This window comes from Breoghania sp. JC706 (assembly GCF_037026715.1).
In the GTDB taxonomy this organism is placed as follows: Bacteria; Pseudomonadota; Alphaproteobacteria; order Rhizobiales; family Stappiaceae; genus Breoghania.
In genome coordinates this window covers 265694-282698 of record NZ_JBANCG010000007.1, presented here as the reverse complement: position 1 = coordinate 282698, position 17005 = coordinate 265694, and the positions used below count along the sequence as shown (strand labels likewise).

The following is a 17005-nucleotide window of genomic DNA, read 5'->3' as shown; positions in this document are numbered from 1 at the left end:
CGTGGTGGTCAAGTTTTATCCCCAGACGAACCACAGCCTTTCCACAATAGGTGGGGCGGCGATCATGTCTGGACAAGTCGGAAAAACGTGATCGGAATCACGGTTTTGCGATCTGATTTGCGAAAGGGGCCATCAAGCTGGCGCATATGCGGGGAACATCACCCGTGCGCTTCCTGCCCTTCGCGGCGCGCGAGAATGGCCGCTGCGATCTCGCGTGCGCCCGGAGGCGGGGTCTTGGCCTGTGCTGCCTCCAGAAGCAGGCTATCGGTTGCGCTCTCCAGGGCTTTTTGCAGGGAAGCGACGAATTCCTCGCCGATCAGCCCCGGCGCGATCGGCGGCAGAATGTCAATGACCACCGTGCCGGGGTAGCGTTTGAACGTGCGGCGGGGCCAGAACAAGCCCGAATTGAGCGCGACCGGCAGGACAGGGCACTTCAACTCGCGATAGAGGTGGACGATGCCGAACTTGTAGCTCGGTTCGGCACCGGCAGGGCGACGGGTGCCTTCGGGAAAGATGAGGATTTGCCGGCCGTCCTGAACCGCCGCGCGGGCGTCGACCGTCATGGCGCGAAGCGCGGCCGACCGCTTGCCGCGGTTCACCGGGATCATCTTCATCTTCATCGTGTACCAGCCGAAGATCGGCAGCCACGTCAGCTCGCGCTTGAGGATGAAGGTGGGATCGGGAAACAGGGTCAGGAGCGCGAAGGTCTCCCAGACCGACTGGTGCTTTGCCGCGACGATGAAACCGCCGTCGGGAATGTTCTGTCGGCCTCGCACCTCGATCCTGACGCCGGCGATCACCCGCAGCATCCACAGGCTCGCGCGCGCCCAGAACACGATCAGCGGCCAGCCGACCTTACGCGGCAGGAAAAAGGCCGGGATATAGGCGAACAACGCGACGACGATGTAGAAATAGAAAAAGAAATTGAACAGCGCGGAGCGCAGAAGCACCATTGGAAGCGGTCCCGGGCTGGCCGGTGTCCCCAAAGGGGCCGGCATCAGGGCTTGGCGGTCGAGGCCGACACGGTGGTCGTGTCGCTGGGCGCAGGTTCCACGCCCGTGCGCAGCCACGCGACGATATACTTCACATATTCCCGCATGAGAAGCTTCATGGTCGCGGCTTTCAGGTACCAGTGCGGCAGGTTCAGATCGGCTGCGAAGACGGGGTAGGGCTGGAAGCGCATGTGCGGCATGGCCGAGCGCAGTTCGAGGATGCCGCGCGGCATGTGATAGGCGCTGGTGACAACGATCAGCGACTTGAAGCCATGTTTTTCCGCCCACTTGCGGGTTTCCGTGGCGTTGCCGATCGTGTCCTTGGCCCGCCGGTCGAGATCGACGCAGCAATCGAAGATGTCCTTGCCGCTTTCGGTCAGTCGCATGATCTGGCGCGGCGTCGTTGCCGGATGGACGCCCGATATCAGCAGGCGCCGGGCCCGACCGGCTTCCAGCAGCTCAATCGCGCCCGATACGCGTTCCCGTCCGCCGGTGAGCACCACGATCCCGTCTGCCGTCGCCTTGGGGTCGGCAACGAAAGACGCCACGTGAATGGCGAAAAGGACATAACCGCCGAGAAACAGGCCGAGCGCCGCGCCTGCCAGCAGTGTCAGAACGCCGACGATCCGCGGCCAGCGTCTTTGGGGCCGGCGGTCGGCCTTCTGAAACTCGGACGTGTGCGGGGGCAAGAGCAGCGGTCCGTCTCCAGATGAACGAAGCTCGGTCGGGTTGAATCGGGTCATACCGACAGGATCAGGCCCCCAGTGGGCTATTCTGCGGCAGGCGGTGTCCGGATGGATGCTTGGTTCCGGCCCGGACGATTTGCGGGAGCGGTTTCCATGTTACGTCCGATGACCGGCGTCTTCCAAGCACCGCTAGTCCATGTGCATAAGATGATTGTGCACCGCGATGCGCGAGGTCAATGCGGTCAGGAGCGCAACCAGCACAACCACACCGGCAACGCCAAGATAACCGGCAAATCCGATACTGGCGCCGCCGACGAGGGCGGCGACCTGGTCGGCACCGGCGAAGCCCGTATCGCGCGCCGTCACCAGATTGAAGATCAGGAAGGACAAGGCGGCCGCGCCGCCGCCGGCGACGCCGCCCTTGAGCCCGAGCCAAAGGAAGTGGCGCTCGAACTCCCGCGCGATGAAGCTGTTTTCGGCGCCGACCAGGTGCAGCACTTCCACCACCTCCCGATTGCCCGCCATGGCTGCGCGGGTGGCAAAGACGACGCTCAGCATCATCGCGGTCAGCATCAGGATCAGGATGACGATGCCGCCGTAGACGACCGCGCCGGCCATCGAGGCGAGCCGCTCGGTCCACACCGAGTGATCGTCGAGGCTGCCTCCCTTGATGTCGGAGGCGACCGCGTCGCGCAGGCCGCGGAAGTCGACGATTTCCGGATTGTTCAGTTCCACCACGACAAGACGCGGCACAGGCAGCGATTTCAGGTCGAGGCCGGAACCGAGCCAGGGCTGCAATAGGGCGCGGGTTTCCTCATCCGACAGGGCCCGGACCTCGCCCACGCCCTGGAATTCCTGGGCAAGAGCGATCGCCTTGTCGATCTCGCGCACCATGTCCACGCCTTCGATCGGCTTGATCTGGATCGTCACCTCGCGCACCAGATCGTTCTGCCAATCGTGCGCGGCATCGCTGACGAGCGTCACCCCGCCCACCGTCAGGCAGGCGAGAAACGCCATGATGGCGACCACGAGCGTCAGGGCGCGGCCGGCGACCGATTGCTGGGGAACGATTGCGGCAGGCGGGCGGATCGCAGGCTGTCCGCCTCTGGACTGGCCGCGGCGGGAAGGGAGCTTGCGGGATTTCTCCCGTTTGGCCGTCGGCGCAGCCGGCTTGCCGCTCTTCCTGCCGTCTGCAATGCCCGAACCGGTATCGCGCGCGGGCCGCGCCGCTTCGCGGTCGGAGCTTGCTGGGGGTCTGGTTGGAGCCTTGGTCATACGCGACATCATTCATAGATTGTCATGCGGCCGTCGGCCAGCACGAGCCGTCGGGCATCGATCTGCTCCATCAGGGAAAAATCGTGGGTGGCGATCACCACCGAGGTTCCCAGCCGGTTGAGCTCGATGAAAAGACGCAGCAGACGCCGCGCCAGCGGAGGATCGACGTTGCCGGTGGGCTCGTCGGCAAGCAGTACCTCCGGCTTGGTGATCAGCGCTCTTGCGATGGCCGCGCGCTGCTTTTCTCCGCCTGAAAGCACCTGCGGCTGGACGTGCATGCGTTCGCCGAGGCCGACCCACTTGAGAAGTTCGATAACGTCGCCGCGATACTGCGCCTCGTCCCGTCCGAGGACGCGCAGCGGAAGGGCGACGTTTTCGTATGTGGTCAGGTGGTCGAGCAGACGGAAATCCTGAAACACGACGCCGATACGCCGGCGAACGGCCGGCAGGTCGCGCTGCGAGATCGTCGCCGTGTCCTTGCCGAAGGCCTTGATCAGGCCGCGTGTCGGCTTCAACGCCATGAACAGGAGGCGCATAAGACTGGTCTTGCCGGCGCCGGAGGGGCCGGTCAGGAACTGGAACGACTGCGGCTCGATGCGGAAGGTGATGTCGCGCAACACCTCCGGCCCCATGCCGTATCGCAGCCCGACATTCTCGAACCGGATCATGAGCGCATCCAATCTCTCGCGTCGGCCTTTTGGTGCCGCGCGACTACGGATATGGGGTTTTCGCGCAGGAACGCGACGTCATACATGGTATTGTCCACCGGACGGAGCTTTGGGGCCTTCACGGGTGTCGATCATGTCGTCGTTCGTGCCGCAAAAATCATCAACAGGCAAATTCCGTGCGGGCAACCAGGTTAACGTTTCATTAAAGATATCCGCGTCCCCTGTCGTGCGCGATTTCGCATACCGGACGCGTCGTGGTGCCGGCGGCTGGAAGTTGCACGATATGACTAAAAACGGCGCCCCAAAGCGGATGCGGGAGTGATTCGGACGTGAAGATCGTCTGTCCGAACTGCAGCACAACCTACGAGGTCGGAGCAACCAGCATTGCACCGGGCGGTCGGGACGTGCGCTGCTCGCGTTGCGGCACCACGTGGCATCTCGATCCCGAAACGATCCTTGATCAGTCTGAGGAAGACGGCGCGGACCAGCCAGACTACGACGCGGAGGCAGTGGCCTTCGACGAGGCTGGAGCCGATGACGACGACATCGCTTTTTCCGACGACGAGACGTCCGAGGAAGACGAAGAGCTCGACAATGATCCGAACTGGGCGTTCGCGGGCGCCGAGGATGAGGATGACCAGGCGCTGGCAGCACCCGCGGATCCGGACGAGTGGGCGAACGAAATCAGTTCGATGGAACCGACCGGGGCAGGCGACGGGGCCGGAAACGATGACGACCCGGGAGAAGACGTCGAGGCGGCGGCTGCCCACCCGCGCAGATGGCGATCGCGCAAGAAGGGCGGGCGCGCCGATGCCAGATATCGGGTCTCGCCGCAGATGCGTGCGGCAATGGGCCTCGCCCTTTTTGCAGGGTCGATCGTGCTGTCCATCGCGATGGTGACCTTGCGCGAACCGATTGTTCGGGCGGCGCCGAACCTCGCCGATCTCTATGCCTCCGTCGGGCTTGAGGTGAACCTGCGCGGTCTGGAGTTCCGCGACCTGCGCACCTTCCGCGAATACGAGAAGGGAGCGCCGATGCTGATCGTCGAAGGCACGGTGGAGAATATCCGGGATACGTCTGCGCATGTCCCGGCAATCCGACTGGCGCTGAGAAGCGGCGATGCGCAGGAAATCTATGCCTGGACGATCGAACCGCGCCAACTCTGGTTGCGGGCAGGTCAGACGCTGCGTTTCAGCACGCGGCTGGCTTCCCCGCCCGACGTGGCGTCGGACGTCCTCCTTCGTTTCACCGACCGCACCAAGCGCCAGACCGACATTTGAGATCCAGGTCCACACATGACGACCACGCATGAAATCGCCGTCCTCTATGACGAGGACGCCATCGCCGGGCGGGTGGACGCGATCGCCAACGCCATTGCCGCGGCGCAGACGGAACGTTTGCTCGTCGTCGCCGTTCTGAAGGGAAGTTTCGTCTTCGCCGCCGACCTGATCCGGGCGATGCACCGGGCTGGTCTCGCCCCCGAAATGGAGTTCATCCACCTGTCGAGTTACGGCGCTGAGAAAACATCGTCGGGGAGCGTGAGAATTCTGCGCGATATCGAGAGCGACGTTTCCGGACGGGACGTCCTGCTTGTCGACGACATTCTGGAATCCGGCCGCACGCTTTCCTACGCCCGCGATCTCATTGCCTCGCGCGGGGCGAAGTCGGTCGCGATCGCCGCATTGCTGGACAAGCCGGGGCATCGGGTGGCGAAGCTGGAAGCCGATTACGTCGGCTTTCTCTGCCCGGACAAGTTCGTTGTCGGCTACGGAATGGACGCCGCGCATGCCTACCGGCAATTGCCGTTCATCGGCTATCTGGTCGATGCGGAGAGCTGAGGCCTCAAAATTGCCTTGACTGGCGTCGATCCTTTCGAATCGGCGCAATAACACGATGGAAAGAAATACTGGCGCATTCTGTTCCGAATGATTGGAATCGATGGCTCCAGACGCTCCGACGCCGAACAACGGGATCGGCGTTCCGGACAGGAGGTTGAGGATGGCACGGATACTGGTGACCGAGGACGACGACGCGGTCCGCTCCTTCGTGAAGCGGGCGCTCGAACTCGACGGCCATACGGTGGAAATTGCCGAAGACGGGGCGCAGGCCGTCGACGTCATCACACGGGCCGGCGGGAATTTCGACCTACTGCTTTCCGACATCAAGATGCCGGTGATGGACGGTATTGCGCTGGCGCTCGTCGTCGCCCGCGACTGGCCATCCCTTCGCATCCTGCTGATGACCGGCTTTGCCGATCAGCGCGAGCGCGCGCACAATCTGGAAGCGCTTGTCCATGACGTGGTGACCAAGCCCTTCTCGCTGGCGGATATCCGCCGCGCCGTTTCGCTGGCCATTGCCGGCGTCATCGATGACGATCGCAACAGGCTTTACGCCTGACACTTTGCGCCTGACGGATTTCGTTGCGGGGGCGGGGCCTCAAGGTTCGACAATGACCTTGCCGCGCGCGCGCCGCTGCGCCAATTCGGCCAGCGCCTGAGGCGTTTGGGCCAGCGGATAGACCGCGTGAATGTGTGGCTTGAGCTTTCCTTCCTCCACCCATGCCAGAAGCTGCGTCACGTCCGCCCAGTGCTCTTCCGGTTCGCGCACGATCGCCTCGCCCCAGAAGACGCCCAGGATATCGCAGCCCTTGAGAAGCACGAGATTGAGCGGGATCTTCGGGATCGTGCCGGCGGCAAAGCCGACCACGAGATAGCGTCCGCGCCAGGCGGTCGCCCGCAGGGCCTGTTCGGCGTGGTCGCCGCCGACCGGATCGTAGACCACGTCGACACCGCAGCCGCCCGTTAGCGCCTTCAGCCGCGCCTTGAGGTCTTCCTCGGCATAGTTCACCGTCTCCGCGGCGCCGAAACGTTGCGCGAATTCCAGCTTTTCCCGCGACGAGGCGCAGGCGATGACGCGGGCGCCCATGAGCGTCGCGATTTCCACCGCAGCCTGACCCACGCCACCGGACGCTCCCAGCACGGCGACCGTTTCGCCGGGCTGAAGGTTCGCCCGTCCCCTCAGCGCGTGCAGGGTCGTTCCGTAGGTGACCATTATTCCCGCCGCGACCTGGAAGGAGACGCCCTGCGGCATCGGGACGATATCGTCTTCGCTGGCGACGACGCGCTCGCGGCAGGCGCCGAAGCGGGTATAGGCAACGATGCGGTCCCCGGCCTTCACGCGGGTAACCCCATCGCCGACCGAAAGAACGATGCCGGCCAGTTCGGCTCCGGGCGAGAACGGCATTTCCGGGCGGACCTGATAGCGGTCTTCGATGATGAGCGTGTCGAAGAAGTTCAGCGCGGCGGCCTTGACGTCGATCAGCACCTCGCCCGGTCCCGGCTCCGGGTCCGGCAGGTTTTCAACGACAAGCGTGTCCGGTGGCCCGTAGGCCTTGCAAAGGACGGCCTTCATTTGTGTTTCAGCCCGTTTTTCGCTAGATCCCCACACCGCTGGTATCATGCGGCCAGCGGCATTGAAAGATTTCGTTAACCATAATCGGTCGAACAGCGATCGCAACGGCCGGCCTGCCGACAGGGAATGGTGCCGGCAAGAACCGGGAAGTACTTGTATGCGCGGCTATTTCGCGATCGGAATCGAAGGTGTCTCCAAGGTGATGAACCTGGGAAACCTGATACGCACCGCTCATGGTTTCGGCGCCGCGTTCGTCTTCACGGTTGATGCCGACAAGCGTCTCGGCCGGGTGCCTCCCTCCGACACATCGCGCACCCCCGATCACACGCCCTATTACGCCTGGAAATCGATCGAGGAAATGCAGCTGCCCGGCGGGTGCAAGCTCGTCGGGGTGGAACTGACGGACGATGCGGTCGATCTGCCCAGTTTTGGTCATCCGCTCAGGGCCGCCTATGTTCTGGGCCCGGAACGCGGGTCGCTGTCGCCCCAGATGCTGGAGCGGTGCGACCACGTGATCCGCATCCCCACGGGGTTCTGCATCAACGTGGCGACGGCCGGTGCGATCGTCATGTACGACCGTGTTCGCACCATGGGACGATTTGCCGAACGGCCGCTCGTCGGAGGGGCTCCGCGGGAGGGACTGGCCGACCATGTGCACGGCGGTCCGATCACGCGCACTGGCGCGACACGGCGGACGCTGGAAGGCTGAGTGGCTCGAAAGCCACACTCTCGCCAGAATTTTCGGGCCAGCGTTGGCCGAACCCACCGAAATGGTCCGGACCTTCGGCGTGGAAGGTCGTTGGAGAGGTCAACCCTTTCGTAACCCTGGTTCGGGTAACCTTTGATTGAGGTTTACGACCGATGAAATCGGCCGGCCCGATTTTAATCAAGACAAGCGGTTTGGAGATGATGCAAGCACGTATGCTGGCTACGGCCATTCTGGCCCTCGCTCTCTCGGGCGCTGCCGCGAACGCGCAGTCCCCCTCCCTCCTGAGCACCTTCAACGATTGGGCCGCCTACGCCCATACGGGCCAGAAGGGCAAGGTATGCTACGCCTTGTCGAAACCCACCGACATGCAGCCCGCCGATCGCAACCACGGCGAGGTCTTCGTGTTCGTCTCGACCCGGCCCGGCGAGAACGTTCGCGACGAGCCGAGCTTCCTGGTCGGTTATCCCTTCAAGGAAGGTTCGTCCGTGGCGGTGAATATCGACGGCAACATGTTCACGATGTTCACGAAGGGCGACGGCGCCTGGGTGGAGAATGCAGCGGAAGAGCAGCGCCTGATCGCGGCCATGAAGGCCGGACGTTCGATGAAGCTCTCCGGGGTGTCCTCGCGCAACACCAACACCTCCTACACGGTGTCCCTGTCGGGCGTCACGGCGGCCATCAATGCTGCTGACAAGGCCTGCCAGTAGATCGGTGCGCCCGGGTTTTCGCCGGTTGCGGACTCGCATCCTCGGCGAAAAGCGATATATAGAAAAAACGGGCTGGGGGCGGTGACGAGCAGTCGCCGCCCCTTTGCCGTATCGACGTTTCACCACAAAGCTCACACGCAGCGCATAACGAAGAGCGAACCGATGGCGGTATCTCTCGATCTGACCCAGACACGCCCGGCCGGCAGGACGATCACGCCGAGGCCGACTGTCGTGGCCTCGACGGGCGAAAAGCCTTCGCTCATCGGCATGTCGCGCTCCGAGCTTGCCGCGGCCTTGTCGAGCGTCGGCGTTCCCGACAAGCAGATCCGCATGCGCGTCGCGCAGCTCTGGCACTGGATCTATGTGCGCGGCTTTTGCGATTTCGAGCGGATGACGAACGTATCGAAGGAGTTGCGCCAGAAGCTGGCCGATGCCTTCACGCTCGCGCGCCCGGAACTGGTGCTGGAGCAGATATCGGTCGATGGCACCCGCAAGTGGCTGATGCGCTTTCCTTCACGCGGAGCCGGCAAGCCGGTGGAGATCGAGACGGTCTACATTCCCGAAGAGGGGCGCGGGACGCTATGCGTCTCCTCGCAGGTCGGCTGCACGCTGACCTGTTCCTTCTGTCACACGGGAACGCAGAAACTCGTGCGCAACCTGACGTCGGAGGAGATTGTCGCCCAGATCATGGTCGCGCGCGACCGGCTCGGCGATTTCCCCGAGATCGACACGCCCCAGGGGGCTTTCGTGCCGAGCGAGGGGCGCCTCGTCTCCAACGTCGTGATGATGGGCATGGGCGAGCCGCTCTACAATTTCGACGAGGTGAAGAAGGCGCTTCTGATCGCCTCCGATGGCGAGGGCTTGAGCCTTTCCAAGCGTCGGATCACGCTTTCGACGTCCGGCGTCGTGCCGATGATCGGCAAGGCGGGCAGCGAAATTGGCTGCATGCTCGCCATTTCGCTGCATGCGGTACGCGATGATCTGCGCAACGAACTGGTGCCGATCAACAAGAAGTATCCGCTGAAGGAGCTTCTCGACGCCTGCCGCGCCTATCCCGGTCTTTCCAACGCCAGGCGCATCACCTTCGAATACGTCATGCTCAAGGGTGTCAACGATTCGCTTGAGGATGCGAAGGAGCTGGTGCGGCTCCTGAAGGGTATCCCGGCGAAGATCAATCTCATTCCGTTCAATCCGTGGCCGGGCTCGCCCTATGATTGCTCCGACTGGGAGCAGATCGAGGTCTTTGCCGACTATGTGAACAGGGCAGGGTACGCCTCGCCCATCCGCACGCCGCGCGGCCGCGATATCTTCGCCGCCTGCGGCCAGCTGAAGAGCGAATCGGAGCGGCTGAAGCGGGTCGAGCGCGAAAAGCTGGAAGCCGCGCAGGCCGCTTCGGGCGATGCGCATGGTGAGACCTCTCACGCGCCGCTGGCCGGAAGCTGACGGCCTCGACATGGACGGGTTTCACGTCTTCGGCAGGCTCTTCGCGATCGTCTTCGGCTATTGTCTGGCCGTGGTCGCGGCGAGCTTTTTTCTGGCATTCGCCGTGCCGGACTGGATGCCCGCCGCGTGGGTCTTCGACCACTGGCATGTCGGGTCCGAGTTTCTCGTCTACGACTACCGGGCCTCGGGCGACGCGGTCGATGTCGCCGATACGGTGACGCGGGTCATTGTCGGCACCGTCGGTGCCAGCATCGTTGGCGGTCTCGCCTTCGTGCCCGCAGCCCTTGCCATCCTTGCGGCGGAAATTCTCAGGCTTCGCAGCATTCTCTACCACGTGCTCATCGGCGGGCTTGTTGCCATCGCGCTTGTGGTGGCCACATGGGTGCCGGACGCTGGATCGCGGGGCCTGCCGCCGGATTGGAACCTCTTTCTCGCCGCAGGTTTCGTCGGCGGCTTCGTCTACTGGCTGATCGCCGGGCGTGGATCCGGCATCACCAGGCCGGGGGCCCCCGGCGCGGGCGCGTAGTCGGCCGGGGCGTTTCCAGATCTCCAAGCCGCTTGCCGAAATCGCCGAGGGCTGCTAGCCCGGGTGCGTCCCGTTTTCAGACGTTTCCGGATCCCAGATGCCCACACTCGCTCCCCAGTCCCTTGGTGCTTTCGTCGTTTCCGCCGGCTTTCTCGGCGATGTCGCCTGTTTCGCTCTGGGGGACGGTACGGTTCATCTGATCGGTGCCGAACCTCAGGTGGTGCAGGCGCACAAGGGCTCCGTGCTTGCCGCAAGCTCCTCGCGCGATGGCCGCAGCCTGATCACATCCGGCGATGACGGACGCGTGGTCCAGATCTCGGGCGACGGCGCGCTTGAGGTGCTGGCAGAGCGGCCGCGCAAATGGATCGACATTCTCGCCACGGGACCGGACGGGGTCGTCGCCTTCGCCAGCGGGCGCACCGCGTGGACGCGCGATCGCAACGGTGTCGAGAAGGAATTCGCCATCGAGCGCGCCGTCGGCGGTCTGGCCTTCGCCCCCAAGGGCATGCGGCTCGCCATGGCGCGCTACGGCGGGGCGACGCTCTACTGGGTCAACACGACGGGAAAGCCCGTGGATCTCGCCTGGGCCGGCGCCCACAATGCGGTGATCTGGTCCCCTGACGGGAAATATGTCGTCACGTCCATGCAGGAAAACGCGTTGCACGGCTGGCGGCTTGCCGACGGGCAGGACATGCGGATGACGGGCTATCCGACCAAGGTCAAGTCGATGTCGTGGACGGTGCGCGGAAAGTATCTCGCCACGTCGGGCGCGGCGGCGACGATCCTGTGGCCCTTCATCGGCAAGTCCGGCCCGATGGGGCAGGAGCCCCTGCAGCTCGGTGCGCGCGGCGAAGGAGACCTGGTGACCTTCGTCGCCTGTCATCCGCAGGAAGAGGCGATCGCGATCGGCTACCAGGACGGGCTTGTGCTCGCCAGCCGGTTCCAGGACGGTGCGGAACGGGTTCTGCGCCGTCCCGGCGACGGGCCGGTCTCGTCGCTGGCGTGGAGCGCGGACGGCATGAAGCTCGCCTTCGGAACGGAAGAAGGGGCTGCAGGCGTGATCGCCCTGCCTTGACGGATCTGCCCATCCCCGCCAGCACGGACAGGTCCATTCGGGACCGGCATGTCCGTTAACCGCCCTGCCAGGCCCGGATCGCTTCGGACGGGTAGAGGAGCATGATCACGTTCAGCGTGAGATTGTCTCGAATGACCCACAGCGCCAGCAATTCCAGAACTATGCCGATCGCTATTGTCAGCCACACGGGCAAGCGTGCGGCAATGAAGAACCCCGCGAGCATGAAGAGGATGTCGCTGACCGAATTGAGGACGCTGTCGCCCGTATAGCCGACCGCAATGGTCGCCTCGCGATAGCGATCGATGATCCACGGGCTGTTCTCGACGATCTCCCATGCCGCCTCAACCGCGATTGCGATCAGGGCACGGGCCCCAATCGGTCGCGAACGCATCAAAAGCCACAACGCGCCATAGAAAAGGAAACCGTGGATGACATGGGAGGGCGAATACCAGTCCGCGATGTGCTGCGAGTTTCCGGCCAGATCCTCCGGCGGAGACCACAGGCGCACATAGCCGCATTCACAAATGGGAATGCGGCCCATGGCCAGCAGTGTGGCCGCCGTGGCGGCGATGATCGCAAGGCCCGCGATCCAGTATTTCCGAGTTGTCATTAGCCATCCTTCCGATGCCGGTTTTGCGAACGCCATTCCGGCCGGTCTGCGTCCTGCGATCAATGCTTCCTTTAGAGCGAAGATGCTATTCCCGATTGCAGCATTAAATGCACGACGCAGGTGATACATAGAAGGAATCCGTCCGCAACGACGGGTTCTCCAGAGCGTGTTCCGGTCAGATATCGTCAATCCGATCGGCAGGAATATGCTCAAGGTGTCGATCTGGCGCGCTTTCCGCCCATTCGGAGATTTGCATGGAGACGATCACTTCGACCGCCGGCATGGTGGTCGCGCCTCACATGGCGGCGGCCAAGGCCGGCGCGGAAGTGCTGGCCGCCGGGGGGACCGCCGTGGACGCCATGATCGCGGCCGCGGCCACGATCGCGGTTGTCTATCCCCACATGAACGCGATCGGCGGAGACGGTTTCTGGCTGATCGCGCCGCAGGGCCGCGACCCTTGGTATGTCGAGGCTTGCGGTCCGGCGGCGCGCAAGGCCTCCATCGAGGCCTATCGCAAGGCGGAGTGCGACATCGTTCCCACCAGAGGGCCGCTTGCCGCCCTCACCGTGCCCGGCACGGTCGGTGGGTGGGCAAGGGCGCACGAGATCGCCGCGCATTTGGGCGGCGGACTGCCTGTCGCGGAGCTTTTGAGCGATGCCGTGCGGCGCGCGCGCGAAGGGATCGTCGTGTCGCGCAGCCAGGCTGCGCTGACGGCCGAAAAGCTGGCGGAACTCAGCGGTCAGTCGGGTTTTGCCGATGTCTATCTTCTGAACAAGAAAGCTCCCGCCGAGGGCGCTTCGCTGTGCCAGGAGCGGCTTTCCGACACGCTGGATCATCTCGGTCATGCCGGTTTCGCCGACTTTTACCGCGGCGATGTCGCGGCCACGCTTGCCGCCGATCTCGATGCGATGGGATCGCCCGTCACGCGGGATGACCTGAGGGCCTACGAAGCCCGCCTGCGGCCTCCGCTTCGCACGCGCATCAAGGCCGGCCATCTCTTCAATTCGGCACCGCCGACGCAGGGGCTCGCCTCGCTCATCATTCTTGGGCTTTACGACCGGCTGGAGGTCGCCCGGCCAGAAAGCTTCGAGCATATACATGGCCTGATCGAAGCCACAAAGCGCGCGTTTCTCGTGCGCGATCGCATCGTCACCGATCCGGCGTACATGGACATCGATCCGGCGGAGTTCCTTTCCCCCGACTGGCTTGACCGCGAAGCTGGCGAGATAGATCGTCGGCGCGCCGCCCCGTGGCCGCATGTGGCGAAGGATGGCGACACCGTCTGGCTCGGTGCGATGGATGCGGCGGGCAATGCGGTCTCCTTCATCCAGTCGATCTATTGGGAATTCGGATCGGGCTGCGTCTCGCCGCGCACCGGGATCCTGATGCAGAACCGGGGAGCGAGCTTTTCGCTCGAACCGGATGCCGTCAATCCGCTGCAGCCGGGCCGGCGACCCTTCCACACGCTCAATCCGGCGCTTGCGCGGCTCGATGACGGCCGCACCGTGGTCTACGGCACCATGGGCGGCGAGGGGCAGCCGCAGACACAGGCCGCGGTGTTTTCCCGTGCCATCTTGCACGGGCAGGATCTTGGCGCCGCTGTCGATGCGCCGCGCTGGCTGCTGGGCCGCACCTGGGGTGACGAGACAACGGCGTTGCGGCTGGAAAATCGTTTCGATCCCGATCTGGTGCGGGCACTTGAGCGGGCGGGCCATCAGGTGGTGGTGCTCGATGCGGCCTATTCCGACACGATGGGCCATGCGGGAATGATCGTGCGCGAGCCATCCGGTGCGCTCATGGGCGTACACGATCCGCGCGCGGATGGCGGCGCGGCCTGCGGATAGGGCAGGCGTCACGCGCTGAATGGCGTATCCGCGGCTTTATCGTCGGCGAGAGCGACCAGATTGCGGATATCCTCGGGCGTGGCTCCGGTTTTCCGCAATTCGGCAAGCCCCGTCGATGCGGCGGATTTGGAGAGCTTTCTGCCGCTCTCGTCGAGAATCAGGCGATGGTGATGATATTCGGGCGCCGGCAGTCGAAGGAGCTCCTGGAGCAGGCGGTGAATGGCCGTTGCCTGAAGGAGATCGCGGCCGCGCACGACATGTGAGACGCCCTGAAGCGCGTCGTCTACGACAACGGACAGATGATAGCTGGTCGGGGTCTCCTTGCGCGCCAGCACCACGTCGCCCCAGACCAGAGGATCGGCGACGATTTCCTGCCGATGACCGGCTCCGGTCTCCAGCCAGCGCGGAGCGTCGCCAAGGCGTGCAAGGGCCGCTTTCGTGTCGAGCCGCAGGGCCTGCGGCTCCTCCCGCCGTCGGCGTCGGATTTCGGTCGGATCGAGAATGACCTCGTCCCCGCCAAAAAGCGGCGCGCCGTCCGGGTCGCGCGGCCAGGGCCTGCCTTCGGCGCTTGCGCGCGCCGCCGCCTCCCGGATCTCGCGGCGGCTCGCGACGCTGCGCCGGATGAGCCCCATCGCGTCGAGCTGACGGAGCGCATCCGCATAGGCATCGAAATGGTCCGATTGCCGGCGCACGGGCTCTTCCCACTCAAGCCCGATCCACGAAAGATCGCGGTAGATCGCGGCTTCGTATTCCGGCTTGCAACGGGTGGTGTCGATGTCTTCCAGGCGCAACAGCAGCCGGCCGTCCAGATCCGCAGCATGTCTTTGGTTCAGCAGGGCGGAATAGGCGTGGCCGAGATGCAGAAATCCGTTCGGGGAGGGGGCGAAACGCAATACGGGGCGATGGGGCATGTCTGGTCCGACAGGCTGCGCGGGCACGGGAAACCTGCACGTTCAATGTTGCATAGCAGATGAAAGGCGCACGCTGATCGTCTCTTCGCCTCGCGTTCGCTATGGAATAGCATAAGGGCACGGATGCGGGATCGTGAAAGGCGCTTCTTGAAGACGATAACGTGTGAACGCGATGTTCGAAACGGGCTCGATGCGTTGCTGGTTCTCGATCCGCGCCTGAAACCGGTCGCGGCGGCCGCCGGGCCGTTGCCGCTGCGCCGGCGGCCGGCTGATCTGAAGGGCCTTGCCCATATCGTTGTCGGGCAGCAGGTCTCCATCGCCAGCGCAGCTGCCATCTTCTCGCGCCTGGAGGCGCTGGTGGATCCTTTCGACGCCGAAACGCTCTCGTCGCATAATGATGCGGCGTTGGCGGCCGTCGGCCTCTCCCGGCCGAAGATCAGGACCTTGCGGGCCGTCTGCGCGGCTCTCAGCGACGGGCTCGATCTCACCTCGCTCGCCGAAGCACCCGCAGACGAAGCCCACACGCGGCTTTGTGCGATCTCCGGCATAGGGCCCTGGTCGGCGGATATTTTCCTGCTGTTCTGCGCGGGCCATGCGGATATCTTCCCTTGCGGAGATCTCGCCTTGCGCGAAGCGCTGCGCGTCGCCTTCGCGCTCGAGGTCCGGCCGAACGTGAGGGAGGTTGCGGAAATGGCGCGGGCCTGGCAGCCGTGGCGAGGCATCGCGGCCCGGCTTTTCTGGGCCTATTACAGGACGTTGCGCCAGGGGCGGGACGTGCTGCCTTTGTGAGAGGAAAGGGAATCCAGTTGTCCGACGTCACATTGCCCATCAGTACGCTTCTGGTTTGCGGTCTGGCCATTCTCTTCGTGATCCTGACCAGCCGCGTTATCCAGTTGCGGATACGATGCCGGGTATCGCTTGGCGACGGCGGCAATCCGGAGCTTCACCGGGCCATTCGCGCCCAGGGAAACCTCGTGGAGGTCGCGCCGCTATTCGTCCTGCTCGTGCTTGTGGGCGAGATGCAGGGTGCCGCCGCGCTGTGGCTTGGCCCGCTCGCGGCGGCGTTTCTCGTTGGACGCGCCATGCACGGATCTTGCCTGGCATTCCTGAAATCGAACATGTTTCTGCGCTCCGGCGGAATGATCCTCAGCCTCATTCCGATGATCGCGATGATCCTTGTCGATCTGGCCGTGATCATTTCCGGATAGGACACGCCGTTGCTCCAAGCCAATAGGGCCCGCTCTGGCGCACACCGCCCGCGGTGTCGGGAACATTTGGCTCGTTCGAAAATAAATAAATAATATCAAGTCACTGGGCTATGCCTTGCAGGCGTGCCTGATCAATATCAGCGTGTGCCGACCTAGCCGTTGGCGATATATTGCGCGCCGTTGATCGTGAGAACCGCGCCTGTCATGAAGCCCGCGGCTTCCGACGCCAGGTAGACGGCGAGCCCGCCAATCTCCTCCGGGTGCCCGAGGCGGCCGACGGGGATAGTGGAAATGATGCTTTCCAGAACTTTTTCCGGCATGGCGGCGACCATGTCCGTGTTGATGTATCCGGGGCAGATGGCGTTGACGGTGATCCCCTTGCGGGCATTTTCCTGGGCAAGCGCCTTTGTGAATCCGATGACGCCGGCCTTGGCGGCGGAATAGTTCGCCTGCCCCATCTGCCCCTTCTGGCCGTTGATCGAGGATATGTTGATGATGCGGCCATGGCCGCGTTCGCGCATGCCTTCGATAACCGGGCGGGTCATGGCGAACATGCTGTCCAGATTGGTGGAGAGAACCTCGCGCCACTGTTCCCACGTCATCTTGTGGAACATCCCGTCGCGAGTGATGCCGGCGTTGTTGACGAGAACATCCACCGGGCCGAGATCCGCTTCGACCCTGGCGATGCCGTCGACGCATTCTTCCGGGTGCGACACATCCCATTTGAAGACATGGATGCCGGTCTGTGCCTTGAAGGCTTCGGCCTTTTCCACGTTGCCGTGATAGGTCGCCGCGACCGTGTATCCAGCGTCTTTCAATGCACGCGAAATCGCCTCCCCGATGCCCCGCGTGCCACCGGTGACCACTGCAACTGAACTCATCGTTTCCCCCTAACCTGATCCTCGACGCGCGCGCCGCTTTGTTCCGGTCGCGCCCACTC

At 63.9% G+C, this 17005-nt stretch carries 19 protein-coding genes; 11 read left to right on the top strand and 8 right to left on the bottom strand.

The features are described from left to right. Positions 1-158: 158 nt before the first annotated feature. The 4 genes from V2L18_RS16600 to ftsE all read right to left on the bottom strand — a co-directional run bounded on the left by V2L18_RS16600 (position 159) and on the right by ftsE (position 3621). On the bottom strand, positions 159-953 hold the full coding sequence (locus V2L18_RS16600; RefSeq protein WP_336179403.1) for a 1-acyl-sn-glycerol-3-phosphate acyltransferase: 795 nt from the start codon (positions 951-953) through the stop codon (positions 159-161). Positions 954-997: 44 nt separating this feature from the next. Next, positions 998-1735 (bottom strand): YdcF family protein, encoded by a 738-nt coding sequence (locus tag V2L18_RS16595; RefSeq protein ID WP_336179402.1) that lies wholly within the window; start codon positions 1733-1735, stop codon positions 998-1000. A 132-nt stretch (positions 1736-1867) separates the two neighbouring features. After that, positions 1868-2953 carry an ABC transporter permease gene (locus V2L18_RS16590; RefSeq protein ID WP_336179401.1) on the bottom strand — a complete coding sequence of 362 codons (1086 nt, stop codon included), beginning with the start codon at positions 2951-2953 and terminating at the stop codon, positions 1868-1870. Positions 2954-2961: 8 nt separating this feature from the next. Continuing rightward, positions 2962-3621, bottom strand: a complete 660-nt coding sequence (gene ftsE / locus V2L18_RS16585) for a cell division ATP-binding protein FtsE (protein WP_336179400.1) — start codon at positions 3619-3621, stop codon at positions 2962-2964. 329 nt (positions 3622-3950) lie between these two features. On the opposite strand from ftsE, the gene V2L18_RS16580 reads away from it, so the two are divergent. From V2L18_RS16580 to V2L18_RS16570, 3 genes are all read left to right on the top strand, one after another. Next, complete coding sequence (locus V2L18_RS16580) at positions 3951-4901, top strand: zinc-ribbon domain-containing protein (protein ID WP_336179399.1); 951 nt, start codon at positions 3951-3953, stop codon at positions 4899-4901. Positions 4902-4916: 15 nt separating this feature from the next. Further along, positions 4917-5459: a hypoxanthine phosphoribosyltransferase gene (gene hpt / locus V2L18_RS16575; RefSeq protein ID WP_336179398.1), complete on the top strand. Its 543-nt coding sequence runs from the start codon at positions 4917-4919 to the stop codon at positions 5457-5459. A gap of 160 nt (positions 5460-5619) precedes the next feature. Then, positions 5620-6018 carry a response regulator gene (locus tag V2L18_RS16570; protein WP_336179397.1) on the top strand — a complete coding sequence of 133 codons (399 nt, stop codon included), beginning with the start codon at positions 5620-5622 and terminating at the stop codon, positions 6016-6018. A gap of 39 nt (positions 6019-6057) precedes the next feature. Here the strand turns inward: V2L18_RS16570 and V2L18_RS16565 are convergent, their stop codons facing one another. Next, a complete protein-coding gene (locus V2L18_RS16565; protein WP_336179396.1) occupies positions 6058-7032 on the bottom strand; it encodes an NADPH:quinone oxidoreductase family protein in 975 nt (324 codons plus the stop codon). A 157-nt stretch (positions 7033-7189) separates the two neighbouring features. Between V2L18_RS16565 and V2L18_RS16560 the strand changes: the two genes are divergently transcribed. From V2L18_RS16560 to V2L18_RS16540, 5 genes are all read left to right on the top strand, one after another. Further along, on the top strand, positions 7190-7741 hold the full coding sequence (locus V2L18_RS16560; RefSeq protein ID WP_336179395.1) for an RNA methyltransferase: 552 nt from the start codon (positions 7190-7192) through the stop codon (positions 7739-7741). A gap of 212 nt (positions 7742-7953) precedes the next feature. Beyond that, complete coding sequence (locus V2L18_RS16555) at positions 7954-8448, top strand: invasion associated locus B family protein (RefSeq protein ID WP_336179394.1); 495 nt, start codon at positions 7954-7956, stop codon at positions 8446-8448. A 162-nt stretch (positions 8449-8610) separates the two neighbouring features. Next, positions 8611-9891 carry a 23S rRNA (adenine(2503)-C(2))-methyltransferase RlmN gene (rlmN, locus tag V2L18_RS16550; RefSeq protein ID WP_336179393.1) on the top strand — a complete coding sequence of 427 codons (1281 nt, stop codon included), beginning with the start codon at positions 8611-8613 and terminating at the stop codon, positions 9889-9891. Beyond that, on the top strand, positions 9854-10417 hold the full coding sequence (locus V2L18_RS16545; RefSeq protein WP_336179392.1) for a hypothetical protein: 564 nt from the start codon (positions 9854-9856) through the stop codon (positions 10415-10417). Before rlmN ends, V2L18_RS16545 begins: the two co-directional genes overlap by 38 nt. A 97-nt stretch (positions 10418-10514) precedes the next feature. After that, complete coding sequence (locus tag V2L18_RS16540; RefSeq protein ID WP_336179391.1) at positions 10515-11492, top strand: WD40 repeat domain-containing protein; 978 nt, start codon at positions 10515-10517, stop codon at positions 11490-11492. 55 nt (positions 11493-11547) lie between these two features. Here V2L18_RS16540 and V2L18_RS16535 read toward each other — a convergent pair whose 3' ends face one another. After that, positions 11548-12102 (bottom strand): DUF2585 domain-containing protein, encoded by a 555-nt coding sequence (locus V2L18_RS16535; RefSeq protein WP_336179390.1) that lies wholly within the window; start codon positions 12100-12102, stop codon positions 11548-11550. Between the two features lie 254 nt (positions 12103-12356). On the opposite strand from V2L18_RS16535, the gene V2L18_RS16530 reads away from it, so the two are divergent. Beyond that, positions 12357-13946 carry a gamma-glutamyltransferase gene (locus V2L18_RS16530; RefSeq protein WP_336179389.1) on the top strand — a complete coding sequence of 530 codons (1590 nt, stop codon included), beginning with the start codon at positions 12357-12359 and terminating at the stop codon, positions 13944-13946. A gap of 8 nt (positions 13947-13954) precedes the next feature. Here the strand turns inward: V2L18_RS16530 and gluQRS are convergent, their stop codons facing one another. Continuing rightward, complete coding sequence (gene gluQRS / locus V2L18_RS16525; RefSeq protein WP_336179388.1) at positions 13955-14857, bottom strand: tRNA glutamyl-Q(34) synthetase GluQRS; 903 nt, start codon at positions 14855-14857, stop codon at positions 13955-13957. A gap of 147 nt (positions 14858-15004) precedes the next feature. Here gluQRS and V2L18_RS16520 point away from each other — a divergent pair, with 147 nt between their 5' ends. Then, entirely contained in the window at positions 15005-15646 is a 642-nt protein-coding gene (locus V2L18_RS16520; protein WP_336179387.1) for a DNA-3-methyladenine glycosylase 2 family protein, read from the top strand. Between the two features lie 17 nt (positions 15647-15663). Continuing rightward, positions 15664-16065, top strand: coding sequence for an MAPEG family protein (locus tag V2L18_RS16515; RefSeq protein WP_336179386.1), 402 nt, complete (start codon positions 15664-15666; stop codon positions 16063-16065). A gap of 152 nt (positions 16066-16217) precedes the next feature. Here the strand turns inward: V2L18_RS16515 and phbB are convergent, their stop codons facing one another. Then, a complete protein-coding gene (gene phbB, locus V2L18_RS16510; RefSeq protein WP_336179385.1) occupies positions 16218-16946 on the bottom strand; it encodes an acetoacetyl-CoA reductase in 729 nt (242 codons plus the stop codon). Between the last annotated feature and the right edge of the window lie 59 nt (positions 16947-17005).

Excerpts from the sequence above, each read along its gene's own strand:
- V2L18_RS16600 (WP_336179403.1), bottom strand. The coding sequence starts at position 953 with ATGGTGCTTCTGCGCTCCGCGCTGTTCAATTTCTTTTTCTATTTCTAC.
- V2L18_RS16595 (WP_336179402.1), bottom strand. The coding sequence starts at position 1,735 with ATGACCCGATTCAACCCGACCGAGCTTCGTTCATCTGGAGACGGACCG.
- V2L18_RS16590 (WP_336179401.1), bottom strand. The coding sequence starts at position 2,953 with ATGACCAAGGCTCCAACCAGACCCCCAGCAAGCTCCGACCGCGAAGCG.
- ftsE (WP_336179400.1), bottom strand. The coding sequence starts at position 3,621 with ATGATCCGGTTCGAGAATGTCGGGCTGCGATACGGCATGGGGCCGGAG.
- hpt (WP_336179398.1), top strand. The coding sequence starts at position 4,917 with ATGACGACCACGCATGAAATCGCCGTCCTCTATGACGAGGACGCCATC.
- V2L18_RS16570 (WP_336179397.1), top strand. The coding sequence starts at position 5,620 with ATGGCACGGATACTGGTGACCGAGGACGACGACGCGGTCCGCTCCTTC.
- V2L18_RS16565 (WP_336179396.1), bottom strand. The coding sequence starts at position 7,032 with ATGAAGGCCGTCCTTTGCAAGGCCTACGGGCCACCGGACACGCTTGTC.
- V2L18_RS16560 (WP_336179395.1), top strand. The coding sequence starts at position 7,190 with ATGCGCGGCTATTTCGCGATCGGAATCGAAGGTGTCTCCAAGGTGATG.
- V2L18_RS16555 (WP_336179394.1), top strand. The coding sequence starts at position 7,954 with ATGCTGGCTACGGCCATTCTGGCCCTCGCTCTCTCGGGCGCTGCCGCG.
- rlmN (WP_336179393.1), top strand. The coding sequence starts at position 8,611 with ATGGCGGTATCTCTCGATCTGACCCAGACACGCCCGGCCGGCAGGACG.
- V2L18_RS16545 (WP_336179392.1), top strand. The coding sequence starts at position 9,854 with ATGGTGAGACCTCTCACGCGCCGCTGGCCGGAAGCTGACGGCCTCGAC.
- V2L18_RS16540 (WP_336179391.1), top strand. The coding sequence starts at position 10,515 with ATGCCCACACTCGCTCCCCAGTCCCTTGGTGCTTTCGTCGTTTCCGCC.
- V2L18_RS16535 (WP_336179390.1), bottom strand. The coding sequence starts at position 12,102 with ATGACAACTCGGAAATACTGGATCGCGGGCCTTGCGATCATCGCCGCC.
- V2L18_RS16530 (WP_336179389.1), top strand. The coding sequence starts at position 12,357 with ATGGAGACGATCACTTCGACCGCCGGCATGGTGGTCGCGCCTCACATG.
- gluQRS (WP_336179388.1), bottom strand. The coding sequence starts at position 14,857 with ATGCCCCATCGCCCCGTATTGCGTTTCGCCCCCTCCCCGAACGGATTT.
- phbB (WP_336179385.1), bottom strand. The coding sequence starts at position 16,946 with ATGAGTTCAGTTGCAGTGGTCACCGGTGGCACGCGGGGCATCGGGGAG.